Origin of the sequence: Halosolutus gelatinilyticus (assembly GCF_023028105.1) — an archaeon.
In the GTDB taxonomy this organism is placed as follows: domain Archaea; phylum Halobacteriota; class Halobacteria; order Halobacteriales; family Natrialbaceae; genus Halosolutus; species Halosolutus gelatinilyticus.
The window spans coordinates 513,847-527,147 of record NZ_CP095492.1; the positions used below are offsets into that span (position 1 = coordinate 513,847).

10 protein-coding genes are annotated in these 13,301 nt (G+C 63.3%); 8 read left to right on the forward strand and 2 right to left on the reverse strand.

The genetic code is table 11. The annotated features are described in order from the left end of the window. Positions 1 to 88: 88 nt before the first annotated feature. The gene (locus MUH00_RS21295; RefSeq protein ID WP_247004288.1) at positions 89 to 856 is read right to left on the reverse strand and encodes an IclR family transcriptional regulator; all 768 of its coding nucleotides are present in this window, start codon (positions 854 to 856) and stop codon (positions 89 to 91) included. Between the two features lie 929 nt (positions 857 to 1,785). Here MUH00_RS21295 and MUH00_RS21300 point away from each other — a divergent pair. The 7 genes from MUH00_RS21300 (at position 1,786) to MUH00_RS21330 (ending at position 9,937) form a co-directional block, all read left to right on the forward strand. Continuing rightward, on the forward strand, positions 1,786 to 2,892 hold the full coding sequence (locus tag MUH00_RS21300) for a Gfo/Idh/MocA family protein (RefSeq protein ID WP_247004289.1): 1,107 nt from the start codon (positions 1,786 to 1,788) through the stop codon (positions 2,890 to 2,892). A gap of 344 nt (positions 2,893 to 3,236) precedes the next feature. Beyond that, complete coding sequence (locus tag MUH00_RS21305; protein WP_247004291.1) at positions 3,237 to 4,445, forward strand: substrate-binding domain-containing protein; 1,209 nt, start codon at positions 3,237 to 3,239, stop codon at positions 4,443 to 4,445. A 203-nt stretch (positions 4,446 to 4,648) separates the two neighbouring features. Continuing rightward, complete coding sequence (locus MUH00_RS21310; protein WP_247004293.1) at positions 4,649 to 5,434, forward strand: ABC transporter ATP-binding protein; 786 nt, start codon at positions 4,649 to 4,651, stop codon at positions 5,432 to 5,434. Next, positions 5,431 to 6,282, forward strand: coding sequence for an ABC transporter permease (locus MUH00_RS21315; RefSeq protein WP_247004296.1), 852 nt, complete (start codon positions 5,431 to 5,433; stop codon positions 6,280 to 6,282). Before MUH00_RS21310 ends, MUH00_RS21315 begins: the two co-directional genes overlap by 4 nt. After that, the gene (locus tag MUH00_RS21320; RefSeq protein ID WP_247004298.1) at positions 6,282 to 7,151 is read left to right on the forward strand and encodes an ABC transporter permease; all 870 of its coding nucleotides are present in this window, start codon (positions 6,282 to 6,284) and stop codon (positions 7,149 to 7,151) included. Before MUH00_RS21315 ends, MUH00_RS21320 begins: the two co-directional genes overlap by 1 nt. 111 nt (positions 7,152 to 7,262) lie before the next feature. After that, the gene (locus tag MUH00_RS21325; protein ID WP_247004300.1) at positions 7,263 to 8,588 is read left to right on the forward strand and encodes a glycerate kinase type-2 family protein; all 1,326 of its coding nucleotides are present in this window, start codon (positions 7,263 to 7,265) and stop codon (positions 8,586 to 8,588) included. 200 nt (positions 8,589 to 8,788) lie between these two features. After that, positions 8,789 to 9,937, forward strand: coding sequence for a Gfo/Idh/MocA family protein (locus MUH00_RS21330; RefSeq protein ID WP_247004302.1), 1,149 nt, complete (start codon positions 8,789 to 8,791; stop codon positions 9,935 to 9,937). Positions 9,938 to 10,073: 136 nt separating this feature from the next. On the opposite strand, the gene MUH00_RS21335 is transcribed toward MUH00_RS21330, so the two are convergent. Then, positions 10,074 to 11,444 (reverse strand): nickel pincer cofactor-dependent isomerase, group 22, encoded by a 1,371-nt coding sequence (locus tag MUH00_RS21335; protein ID WP_247004304.1) that lies wholly within the window; start codon positions 11,442 to 11,444, stop codon positions 10,074 to 10,076. A gap of 143 nt (positions 11,445 to 11,587) precedes the next feature. Here MUH00_RS21335 and MUH00_RS21340 point away from each other — a divergent pair, with 143 nt between their 5' ends. Continuing rightward, a complete protein-coding gene (locus tag MUH00_RS21340) occupies positions 11,588 to 12,430 on the forward strand; it encodes a fumarylacetoacetate hydrolase family protein (protein WP_247004306.1) in 843 nt (280 codons plus the stop codon). Positions 12,431 to 13,301: the final 871 nt, after the last annotated feature.

Sequence of the window (13,301 nt, forward strand, 5' to 3'; positions counted from 1 at the left end):
AGACGATCGAGACGCCGGCCGGCCCGACGAGAACCGGTCGGGCGAGAGCCGAACTCAGCGAACACGCCCAAGCCGGTATCGGGGACGGCTACGCGAGCGCGAGTTCGAGTTCGTACTCGGTGACGATCTCCGTAACCGTGTCGGCGAGTCGTTGCTCTTCGTCGGGGTCAGTGAACAGATGTTCCGGACCGGTGATGCTGAACCCGCCGATCACATCACCCGATCGTTTGGTCGCCGCGACGCCGATTCCGTGGAGTTCCCGGAAGTTCTCGGCGTGGTTGACGGCGTAGCCCTGGTGACGGATCTCGGCGAGTTCGTCGAACAGCGTTTCTCGGTCCGTGATCGTGTTCTGCGTCTCCTCCGGCATTCCCCATTTATCGAGCGTCTGCTCGGCCCGCAATCGAGGGAGTTCGGCGAGTATCGCTTTCCCGACGGCGGTGTTGTGGAGATAGAGTCGATTTCCGAGCTGCTCGTGGGTCCAGCCCATCTTGTTCCCCGACGCCGTGTGGACGAACACGGCTCTCCCGTCCATCTCGACGGCAAAGATCGACCTGAGTCCTAGCTCCTGGTACAGTCGCTCCGTGAATTCGCGCGCAAGGACGAACCCCTCTTCGCGAGTCCGGACCTGATTCCCCAACCGCAGCAGTTCGGGACCGAGGTGGTAACAATCCCCCTGTTTGAACAGGAAGCTCGCCGATTCGAGGGTCGCGAGGTGGCCGTGGATAGTACTCTTCGGCGTCTCCATCTGGTCCGCGATCTCGGAGACTCTGGCGCCGTTCAGCTCTTCGACGAGTTCGAGGATCTCTATCGACGTGGCGGTTGTCCGGAGTTTTTTCGAGTCGCGTTCTCGGGCCATACGCGGAAAATGGCCGCCACTGTAATAAAGTTCGTGATAACCGAACGCCGATCGATCGGATTTTCCGTCACGACCAGGGCCCAGTTCCCGAATCGTCGGCCGCATCGATCGCTCCGAGGAGCGGATCGCGTCATCGAGATTACCGGACGCTCGCGTCACGCCTCCTCCGAACTACGCCTCGGAAGTCCGAACCAGGGCTACAGGTCGGACGCAATCCCGACGCCGGCCCGTGACGATGGCGCGAACAGTATCTACACTACTGTCCGTGGTGACCGTTCCGTCACCACCCCCCCGAGCGAGACCTCGAAGGGGCGCGTACTCCACGATGCAAGCGGAGAGTTCTGCACACTCGGTGATAAGGTTCGAGATACTGGAACCGCACGTGACTCGGATGATTACAGTTGTACGCTCGTAATGGGCGCCGTCGTTCGGTGCCCTCGATGCGATCCCGATTCCGAGTCCAGCGGAGCAGATATACCGTCGAAGCGCCGTGGAGACCAAAATGCGTCCTCTGCCGAGTCGTCGAACGCGGTCCGTAAACGGGCAATACTCGACCCGTCCGCCCGCCCGACGGACGATACCGCCGATCGGAGACGCCAGCACCGATCATATTCGAACATTATATTCCGATCGCAGTCGTTACGAACGTACGGTCGTAAATGACTCCACTTTTATTTACATTCATACAATCGTAAATAGCGTGAACGAGCGCCGATATCATCCGAGATGCGCGCGCCGGTGACGGTTCGAGATATTCGAACCTTATTACTACGGATCGCCGGCCCCGGACGAGTCCCGATCGTGTCGCATGCCGAACGCTCGATATGGGGCGTCTCGGCGGTTCTGACCGATAGGTCGTGACAGGGACAACTCACAAGAAAGTGACCGAAACCATTACTTTCATATACCGTCTCGGATGATTCCTGATCATGCGACCGAAGATCGGTTACGTCGGCGTAGACCACCACCACCGCGATCCGTACTTTACGATCGCCGGCGGGCTCGGCCTCGACATCACGAGCGTCTGCGAGCCGGGACGCGAGATCGACCTCGCCGAACTCACGGCGATGGACGACCGGCCCGACGAGATAACGACGGAGGGCGGCAACGTAGCAGACCTCGTCTCGGATGCGACGGCGTACGCGGATCCGCACCGCTTGGTCGAAGAGGGGGATATCGACGTCGTCTGGATCACGTATCGGAGCGACGAAACGCCCGCGATCGTCGATACCGCGGTCGAAAACGGCGTCCACGTCGTTAGCGAGAAGCCGATTGCGCGGACCGCCGCCGACCTGGAGGAGATCGCGACGCGCGCGAACGAGGCGGGTGTCACCGTTTCGCCGACGCTGTACTATCGGACGAATCCCGTCGCGATGGAACTGCGAAACCGGGTCCGTGACGGCTTCTTCGGCGACGTCTGGACCGTAGAGGGGCGCTTCAACGCCAGTCAGCTCTCCTATCGGGATACCGACCATTATCTCTACGATCGGGCGACGAGTCGCGGCGGCGCCCTGCAGTGGATCGGCCCGCACTGGGTCGACGTGATGCCGTGGATACTCGACGACCCGATCGCGCGGGTGAACGCACAGTTTCACGAGGCCGAGGAGGCCGACGTCGACGCAGGGGCCGTCCTCCAGTTCGAGACGGAAGACGGGACGCTGGGAACGTATCACACCGGCTACTACCTGAGCGACCGCGGAAAGGACACGCACTTCGGCCTCTACGGGACGGATGCGCAGGCCCTGACGCCGCTGCACCACGACTCGCTCCAGCACGAACCGACGATTCCCCTCGAGATCACGTCGGCGGATCCCGAGTGGTCGGCCGCGCCGAAGCAGACCACAGCGTTCGAGTTCACTTACGATCGCTTCCCGGCCTGGGGCGATTTCGTCTACGATTACTTCGAAGCGTATTTCGACGGATACGAGACGGGAGACGTTCCCGCGACGGTCGACGACGCGGTCCAGCTCCTCCGGGTTCTCGACGCAGCGTACGAATCCGCCGAGCGGGACAGCTGGGCCGAGGTCGCCGACTGAGTTCGCCGCGAGAGCATCCGTACGTTCCGTTTCCGTTTCTCGACGCGATCCGTTTTCGAACACTTCGCATCGTTCGCGTTGGACGGTTTCGATGCGCGGGTCGTCAAGCCGGTAGTGTACGTTTGCTGAATCGATCGACGCTGCCAGCGGAGGGGAGAGAACTATCCGTTCGACCGCAGGTTCGCTCGCCGAGAAAGGAGGAAATTGCACGTAAATCCGTATAGAGGAGGCCGTTCACCTACTGACACCCCTTTTCGAATGCACCATCGGTCGGTTATCCGCGACGAAGCGCCACTATGCACAGAACACCAATGTTTATAGTGTGTGACTGTATGGCATCATGCATGCCGGACAGAGAATCGAATGCAACAGAAGAACAGTTACTTGACGATCTCGACGGCGTGCTTCCCGGAGGCATCGATCGCCGGAAGTTCATGTACGGGTCGCTCGGCGCGATCGGGGCGACGATGCTCGCCGGCTGTAGCAGCGGGGGTGGGGACGGAGGTGGCGGAGGCGGCTCCGATACCGTCTTCACGACGCCGTGGAAACAGGAGCCGTCGTGGGGCGTCGCGCACGTCGCCGACGGGAACGGATACTGGTCGGACGAAGGCGCCTCCGGCATCGTCGGACAGGAGGGCAACGGTTCCGACACGGAGTCCCAACAGATCGGTATCGGAAACAAGGAGATGGGGATCACCTCCCTGGCGACGGCGATCGGCGTCATGCCGGCGACGGAGGACACCGATCAACTGGACATGAAGATCGTCGGGCTGGCTCGGGGTCGACCGCTCCTCTCGTTTATCTGGCGGACGGACGAGGTCGAAGACAGAGCCGACATCGCCGGAAAAAACGTCCTGCAGGCGTCCGGGTTCGCCGCGACGACGTGGGACGTCTACCCCCAGCTCGTCGACGTCGATCCGTCCGAGGTAAACGCCGAGGAAGGAGCCGAAGAAGTCGCGCCGGTCCGGTTCGCCAACAACGAGGTCCAGGCGATCTGGGGCTCGATCGATCTGCTTCCCGCCTATGAAGCCGAAGTGGACGTCGAACTCGGGGTGGAGCCGCTGACCGGATTCGGTCCGTTCCTCGGATACCCCATCTGGGTCAACGGAAGCTGGTACGAAAACAAGGAGGACAGCGTGGAGTACGTCGCTAACGTCCTCACCGGGTACTTCAAGGCCCTGAAGTGGAGCCTGCTCAATCAGGACGAGTACCTCAAGTACCTCAAGGAAGAGGTGAATCCGAACCTGCAGACCTGGGAGGAAGACGAACTCACGGGTCAACACTCCGTGCTCGCCGCGCAGGCCGCCACGCTGGACATGAAAGACGAGGGTCTCGGATACTTCACCGAGGACGGCGTCGCGTACAGCGTCGACAACATCGGACCGGCGCTCGTCGACGATCCGGAGGCGCTCCCGTCGACCGAGGATCTGTACGACCTGGAACCCTGGGAAACGGCGGAGAAGGTGACGTTCAGCGACGACGAATGGGATCAACTCGCCGAGACCGCCGGCCGATACTGGGACGTCTTCGCGGACGCCGAAGCGTCGAACTGAGTTCGGATTCGTCCGTCGTTCGCGCCGTACGCGTCAGAGCCGATCGCGGTCGAATCGCCCGGCGTCGGGAAGAATCCGTCCGTCGCCTCGCGATCGATTTCCTTAGGTATGCTTATGTGGTTCGAAACAGACGAGAGTGATAGACAATGATTGGCAAGAACAGAGAGAGAACACGCACTACCGGGTCGGATTCGGCGGAACGGATGATCTCGTACGACGACGTGAACAAGATATACGGTACCGATCCGGCCGAAGAGTCCGTAACGGCGCTTCGAGACATCGACCTCGGCGTCGAACGCGGCGAGTTCGTGTCGGTGGTCGGCCCCTCCGGGTGCGGCAAGACCACGCTGTTGCACCTCGCCGCCGGCATTCTCGAGCCGACGAAGGGCACGGTCGAAGTGAACGGCGCCGACGTCCAGAGCTCCCGGCACGAGCCCAGCGAAGTCGGACTCGTGTTCCAACACCCCGTCGCGCTCCAGTGGCGGACGGTGCGCAAGAACGTTTTACTCCCCGTTCAGATACTGATGGAAAACGGCGCGCTCGACGGGGAGATGGACGAGTACCGCGAGCGGGCCGAGGAACTCATCTCGCTCGTGGGACTCGACGGGTTCGGCGACGCCTACCCGAACGAACTCTCCGGCGGCATGCAACAGCGGGTGACGATCAGTCAGGCGCTGATCTACAATCCGTCGGTCCTCCTGATGGACGAGCCGTTCGGGGCGCTCGACGCGATGACGAAGAACGAACTCAACCTCGAGTTGCTCCGAATCTGGCGCGAGACCGAGAAAACGGTCCTGTTCATCACTCACGACCTCGACGAAGCCGTCTTCCTCTCGGATCGGGCCGTCATCCTCTCTCCCCGCCCGGGAGAGGTTTCCGGCGACATCGAGATCGACCTCGAGCGACCGCGAACAGACGACACCCGTAGTTCGGAGCGCTTCGTCGAGCTGTCGACCGAACTCCATCGGCACTTCAAGAGTTTAGAATGATCGCCAAAGCCGCGCGAAAACTGGGAATCGAGGTAACCGGCGAGCGAGGGCTCTCCGTGGAGAACACCCGACTGATGCGATGGGGGCTGTCGGCCGTCGGCGTCGTCCTGCTTCTGGTGTTCTGGGAGGGGGCCATACGTCTCCTGGCGCTCAATCCGCGATACTTCCCGGGGCCCATCGACGTCGTGACCGAACTCGAGCGGATCTGGCCGGCCATCGTGAGTGTCCTTCCCAACACGATCTCCGCCGCGGTCGTCGGCTACCTGATCGCACTCGCGCTCTCGATCGTCGTCGCGATGCCGCTGGTGGCAGACGAGCGGCTCATGAACGCGCTCATGCCGTTTATCATCGGCACGAACACGATCCCGCGAATCGCGCTGACGCCGCTTGTCATCTACTGGGTCAGCTTCTTCACCATCGCCGATCTGGTCATCGCGAACTACATCATGGCGATCTGGGTCGCGTTCTTCCCGATGCTGATCGCCGCCATCGACGGATTTCGAAACGTCGACGAGGATACCGAGAACATGCTCAGGGTCTACGACGCATCGACCTGGCAGGAATTCAAGTACGTTCGGTTCAAGCAGGCCCTTCCCTTCATCTTCGACGGCATGAAGATCGGGTTCATTCTGGCGATGATCGGGGCCGTCGTCGGCGAGTTCATCAGCGGCACCCCCGGCATCGGCTCGATGGCCTCGTCCGCGATCGGCCGGACCAGCGTCTCGCGGGCGTTCGCGATCGTGCTCGTGGCCGGATTCATCAGCACGGGCGTCGTGCTGGTGATCTACCTGATCGAAAGCCGCGTAATCTTCTGGCGGGAATCCAGCATTATGGGGGGTGAGAGCTAATGTCGCTCAGAACCGATCGGAGGGTGTGGAAAGCGCGGCGGTGGACCGAGCGACAGATACCGACGCTGCTCGCGCTCGTCGTCATGCTCTTGCTCTGGGAGGGTATCGCGCGTCTCATCGATAACAACCGGATCTTCGCCAGCATCGGGTACACCCAACGACAGCTGTCAGCGGAGATGGACACCGTCCTCATTAGGATCACGGAGACGTTCACGTCGGTCGTGGTCGCGTTTATCATCGCCGTCATCGTCGGCGTCCTGCTCGGTCTCGTGGTGGCTGAACTGTTCACCGTCCGGCAGATGACGATGCCCGTGATCATCTTCGCGTACGCCGTGCCCCACCCGATTCTGGCGCCGATGTTCATCATCTGGTTTCTGGTCGTCGGCGACATCACGCTGTTCACGTTCACGGGTCCCGCCGCGTACCTGCTCGACTCCGTCACCGCCGCACAGGCCGAGCAGGCCGTCGCTATCAGCGGCGTCACGACGTTCGGCGCCTGGGTCGGATTCTTCCCGGTGTTCCTCAACACCATCACCGGAATGAACGAACTCGAGGACCGATTCGAGCACTTGGGCACCCTGCTCGGAGCGACCAGGTGGCAGATGGTCAAGTACTTCCGGTTCTGGCGCGCCCTGCCGAACATCACCTCGAGCATGAAGTCGACGGTGCAACTCTCCATCGTGGGCGTCATCGTCGCGGAGTTCATCGCCTCCTCCCAGGGAATCGGCTACCAGATCATCCTGGCGTGGAAGGGGGCGAACCTCGGATACATGTTCGGCGTGGTCCTCGTCATCATGCTCGCGTCCTACGCGTTCTATCAATCCGTCGTGTGGACGCTGAAGGTAGTCACCCCGCCCGGATCGGTCTAATCTGCCGCTTCGCGTTCGTTCGACGCCAGCCCGGGCGAGCGGTTCCCACGACAATCGCGACCGACGCGGGTAGTCGGGACAGCTATGTATGGGGAGGACCCATTCACGGGTATGATTCCGGATGCAGACGCGGTCGCCGATCCGGATCGGCGACTGGCGCTCGAGTGTATCGCCGCCGGCATCCAGGCCGCGGAACCCGCGACGGTGATCGACGAGCGGGTTTCCGTACGCGGGTCGCAGCTCGTCGTCGCGGGCGATCGGTACGACCTCGATTCGTCCGAGGACGTGGTCGTCGTCGGCGGTGGCAACGCCGCCGCCACGGCGGCGCGCGCCCTCGAAACCGTTCTGGGGGATCGGATCGATCGCGGCGCGGTCGTGACCGACAATCCGGTCGAGACGGACCGGATCGAGGTGCTCCCCGGGGACCATCCCCTCCCGAGCGAGCGGGGCGTCGAGAGCACGCGGCGGATTCTCGAGATCGCCCAGTCCGCCGGGGCCGACGACCTGGTGCTCGCGATCATCACGGGCGGTGGAAGCGCCCTCATGCCCGCGCCCGCCGAGGGAATCGACCTCTCGAGTCTCCGTTCCACCACCGAACGACTGCTGGGAAGCGGCGCCGCGATCGGCGAGATCAATGCCGTCCGCAAGCACTGCTCGGCGTTCAAGGGCGGCCGACTCGCCGCGGCCGCGTCGCCAGCGACGGTCCTCGGGTTCGCGTTCAGCGACGTCGTCGGCAACCGGCTCGACGTGATCGCCAGCGGCCCGCTCGCCCCCGACGAGTCGACGTTCGCCGACGCGCTGTCGGTCCTCGATCGCTACGACATCGACGTCCCGAACGCGGTCGAGACCCGACTTCGCCGGGGCGAGGACGGCGCGTACCCGGAAACGCCGGGTCCGGACGATCCCGCGTTCGAATCGGTAACGCAGTACGTCCTCGCGGACGGGAACACGGCTCTAGACGCCGCGGCCGAGACGGCCCGAGAGGCCGGATACGAGCCGCTGGTGCTCAGTTCGCGCATCCGCGGGGAGGCCCGGGAGGCGGCCAAAGTCGTCGCGGGCATCGCCGAAGAGTGCGTGGCCACCGAAACGCCGGTCGCACCGCCGACGGTCCTCCTCTCGGGCGGCGAGACGACCGTCACCATCCGGAGCGACGGCGTCGGCGGTCCCAACCAGGAGTTCGCCCTGAGCGCGGCCCTGGAGCTGTCCGAACCCGACGTCGTCGTCGCGAGCGTCGACACCGATGGTATCGACGGGAACTCGGACGCCGCCGGCGCTCTCGCGACCCGGGAGACGATCGAACCGGAGTCCGAGGCGCGGACGGCGCTTCTGAACAACGACGCCGGAGGCTTCCTCGATCGACGGGACGCCTCGATCGTCACCGGTCCGACCGGGACGAACGTCAACGATCTCCGGGTGTTCGTTTTACCCGAGCACTGAGAGACCGGGCGGCACAGCCAGGATCCGACACCGGCGGCTGTGGTCGAATCGGAAGCCGATCGCGAACGGCTCATGCGCCAAACCGCGCTCGAGCTGTTCGACCTGTAACGCGACGTCCGAGGTGTAGGAGATCTGACGATCACCACGCGACCGAAACACTATTGAGAGTTTAGCGGTCAACAATAACTGACGTAGTAGCTATGCAAGAAATCGGAATCATCATGAACGGCGTGACCGGCCGCATGGGAACGAACCAGCATCTCATCCGATCCATCCTCGCGATCCGCGACGAGGGCGGCGTCGAGCTGCCGAGCGGGGAACGGGTCATGCCGGATCCGCTGCTGGTCGGCCGGAACGAGCGGAAGCTCCGGGAACTGAGCGAGGAACACGGGGTGGACCGCTGGCTCACCGACCCGGACTTGGAGACGTGTCTCGACGGCGACGACGAGATCTATTTCGACTCGCAAGTCACCCCTCGACGTCCCGAGGCGCTGTTGAAAGCCATGGAGGCCGGGAAGGACGTCTACTGCGAAAAACCGCTGGCGGGCGACCTCGAAACCGCGCTGGAAGTCGCCCAAACGGCGGAGCGAAGCGGCGTCAAACACGGCATCGTCCAGGACAAGCTCTGGCTGCCCGGCCTGCTGAAACTACAGCGGCTGATCGATCAGGACTTCTTCGGCGACATCCTCTCGGTTCGCGTCGAGTTCGGCTACTGGGTGTTCACCGGCCACATCCAGCCCGCACAGCGCCCTTCCTGGAACTACCGCGCCGAGGACGGCGGCGGCATCATCGACGACATGTTCTCTCACTGGAGTTACGTGCTCGAGAACCTCTTCGGTCGCGTCGAAGCGGTCCGCTGTCTCGAGAAGACGCACGTTCCCGAACGCGTCGACGAGAACGGCGAGGCCTACGAGGCGACGGCCGACGACGCGGCCTACGCCATCATGGAACTCGAAGACGACGTCGTCGCCCAACTGAACTCGTCGTGGGCGGTTCGCGTCAACCGCGACGACCTGCTCGAGATCCAGGTCGACGGGACGAGAGGCAGCGCCGTCGCGGGCCTGCGCGACTGCAAGACCCAACACCACGCCAACACCCCCAAGCCGGAGTGGAACCCCGACACGCCGAAGGAACACGACTTCTACGAGGACTGGGAGCCCGTGCCGACCAACCGGGAGCTGGAGAACGCGTTCAAAATCCAGTGGAAGAAGTTCATCCGACACGTCGTCTCGGACGAGCCGTTCCCGTGGGACTTCGCCGCCGGAGCGCGCGGCGTCCAGCTCACCGAGGCGAGCTATCAGTCCGCGGACGAACAGCGTCGCGTCGCCATCGACGAGCTCGAGATCTGACGGCCGGACGTTGCACTCGCCGTCGAGCTGATTCGCTCGACGGAACCGAGAAGCGACGCGAATTCCGAACCGTCGGATCGGTACCGTTCGGAGCAGGGAGAATCGACGAGCGACAGGAGAATCCGCGGCTCCGTTCTCAATCGTTACTCGGCCCGTCACGCGCGGCCGACTCGCGGGGCGACGGCGCCGCGAAGTCGCCCGATTCGAATTCGATCGGCGAGGGCTCCTCGATCACCCGAAGGTCCTCGCGCTCGCGCGCCTCCTCGACGAGCGCCGTCGAGGCGTAGAGGTACTGGAGGTGCATGGTATCCGGCGCGCGGACGACCCGGACCGTCTCGGGATCGACGATGCCGATGGTCGACAGCGCGGCGATGAGGCCCGCACGGTCAGTTTCAACGGCCGGCGGGAGGCGGACACCCCTGGTCGTGCTCGCCGTCAGCGCGTTGATGAGCGTCGTTGGAATGTCGATCTCCTGAAGCAAGTCCGCGTGGACGAAGTCGGCCGACCCCATCCCCATCGCGTTGCCGTGGGTCGTCTCCGTCAGGCCGCGCGTGTAGATCCGCTTGATGACGGGGAGGTCCGGCTCCGGCTCCTGGATGGCGAACGGACGGCGACCGATGACGTTCGTGTCCATCCCCTGGCCGCTGATATCCTTTCCCTGGGAGTCGAGGACGAGCACGTCGATATCCTGAAACGGAAGCGTCGGCATACAGTCGTAGGCCCGCTCGAGGAGCTCCTCCTCGCGGTCGAGGAACCCCGACGGCGGCACCCCTTCGAGGAGGGTCGTGTCGTCGCGCTGATCCTCCAGAATCGCGACGCCGCCCGCGACGGGCAACTCGTCGAGCAACTGCTCGGTGATTTCGGGGATCATGTTCCGGAGCGACCAGTCGACCGCCCAGTCGTGGGCGATCTTCGCCCCGCGCTGTTTGCCCATCCCGATGACGAGCATCTTCGAGAGGCCGCTCTCTACGGTGCCGTCGAAGTCGGTGTGCGGTTTGACCCGGTTTATGGGCACGATGGCATCGGCCGAAACGGCGTTCGCGTCGGCGACGACCGGGACGTCGCGATCGGCGGTCCGGCCGACTTCGACGACCGCCATGCTCGAGCGGATCTCGCAGCCGACGGTCGACTCGTCGACGCCGAGGTCGGCCAGCATCTCGCGTTGCCCCTCCGCAGTGGCCCCGCCGTGGCTGCCCATCGCCGGGAACACGAACGGCTCGTAGCCGCGGTCTTGCGCTTCGTCGACGACGCCGGCGACGATCGTAGCGAGGTTCGCGATGCCGCGGCTGCCGACGCCGAGCGCGATCTCGCCGCCGTCGGGGACGGTTTCGAGGGGCAGCGATGCGAACGCCTCTCCCGCGCGGTCGGCGATCTCGTCCGGCGGTATCGGGTTCGTCTCCCACACTTGCTCGATCACGCCAAGCTCCGGGAGGGGCGTTTCGCCGCACGCCTCGCTGATCGACGCTTCGGGAACTGCCAGTGAACGTCTCGATGGGTTCGAATCCATATGCCGATACAGAGTAGATTCAGTGATAAATATGTCCTGGAACGACAGGGAACGTCGGCCGGTGGTCGGCGGAGTCCGAAAAATATTGCGGCCTCGGCCGTTCAACTCAACGTTTAAGTCGTCGGAGTTGTCTCTTACGATCGATGCACTTCGTTCGATACACCGACGGTGCCGGCCCCAGCTGGGGCGTACAAACCGATGCAGGTATCCACGCGCTCGCCGATCTTCCGGCGGGCGAGCCCTCGTACCAGGACCTTACGAACCGACGGTACCTCGACCAGCTGGAGCAACACGTCGACACCGGGACCCTCTCGACGATCGACCCCGACGAGGTGAACCTCTTGGCACCGGTCCCTCGTCCCCCCAAGATCGTCTGCGTGGGGCTCAACTACCGCGATCACGCCGAGGAACAGGACGAAGAGCTCCCGGACGTTCCGCTCCTGTTCGCGAAGGCGCCGACGACGGTGACGAACCCGAACAGTCCGATCGTCCACCCGGCGGGCGAACAGGTCGACTACGAAGTCGAACTCGCGATCGTGATCGGACGCAGGGCGAAGAACCTCGACGAGGACGAGGTCGACGACTACGTCGCCGGCTACACGATCCTCAACGACGTGAGCGGACGGGACGCGCAGTTCGCCGACGGCCAGTTCTTCCGCGGGAAGAGCTACGACACGTTCTCGCCGATGGGGCCGGCGCTCGTCGCGGGCCAGGCGTTCGACCCCAACAACGTCGACGTCGAACTGCGCGTCGACGGGGAGACGAAACAGTCCTCGAACACCGAGCAGTTCATCTTCGACGTCCACGAGGTCGTCTCGTACATCAGCGGGAACATGACGCTCGAACCCGGCGACGTCATCTCGACCGGGACGCCGGGCGGCGTCGGCATCTTCCGCGACCCCGTCGACCTGCTCGAACCGGGCCGGACCTGCGAGGCCGAAATCGAGGGAATCGGGACGCTCACGAATCCCGTCGTGGAGGAGTGAACGGCCGAGCGGCGGCCGGGACGACCCCGATCGCGTCGAGGAATCATGTTCGACGTCCCCGCGCGGTCGCAAGCGGGAACTGGCCGGCACCGCGGGAAAACGGCGGACGTCGATCGCCCGATCTACTGGCAGGCCGGCGAATGTCGGACGTGATCGCGCCGTTCGCCACGTAGTGCGATCGACGACTGGCCGCTCGACGACCTCGAACGTGACGGCGATGGATCCAACGAGAGTCGATGGAGCACTCGCTCGCGAATCAGTGACAGAGACTGACGCAGCCGGAGGCGAATAGCCGACGGACGCCGTTGACCGGACACCGTTCGAGCACAGCAACGATCGGTAGCAGCCGCTCTGCGTTCGTGACGAAACGCGGACCGACATCGAAGAGAACGGCCGATCGCCGATGTCAAATCGGCGTGAATCAGTTGCGATAGTTACCTATTTCACCTATTATACCTATTAGAAATGTTGTACCTATTTCACCGGTCAAATTCGCTCACCGGTTACCCGACGGCGCGTTCGATCGTTGCGGTTGTTCTAATGCAGTATTCTTTATGCTATTTCGTTATTGTCACCTAACTGCTTGGTACGGGGTTATTGCTGACCAGGTATTTGGAAACGAGCGGAATCGGGCGCAACACCACGCCTAGACGGCGTGAGTAACGGGTTTAGGGCGGGTTACGGCCCGCCGCTCCCTTCGTCCCGCTGTGAGTTCGATGCACGACGCTCGGAGATCCCACGGGCCACCTGCGAAGCGTTCCGATCGGATAGACGCATTATCTCGATTCGGAAGTAGATAGTCATCGTCGTGCGCGGTCTGCATTAGCGGCTAGCGAAGAAGAGAGGATCGAATCCGAAGGTGTCGAATTCA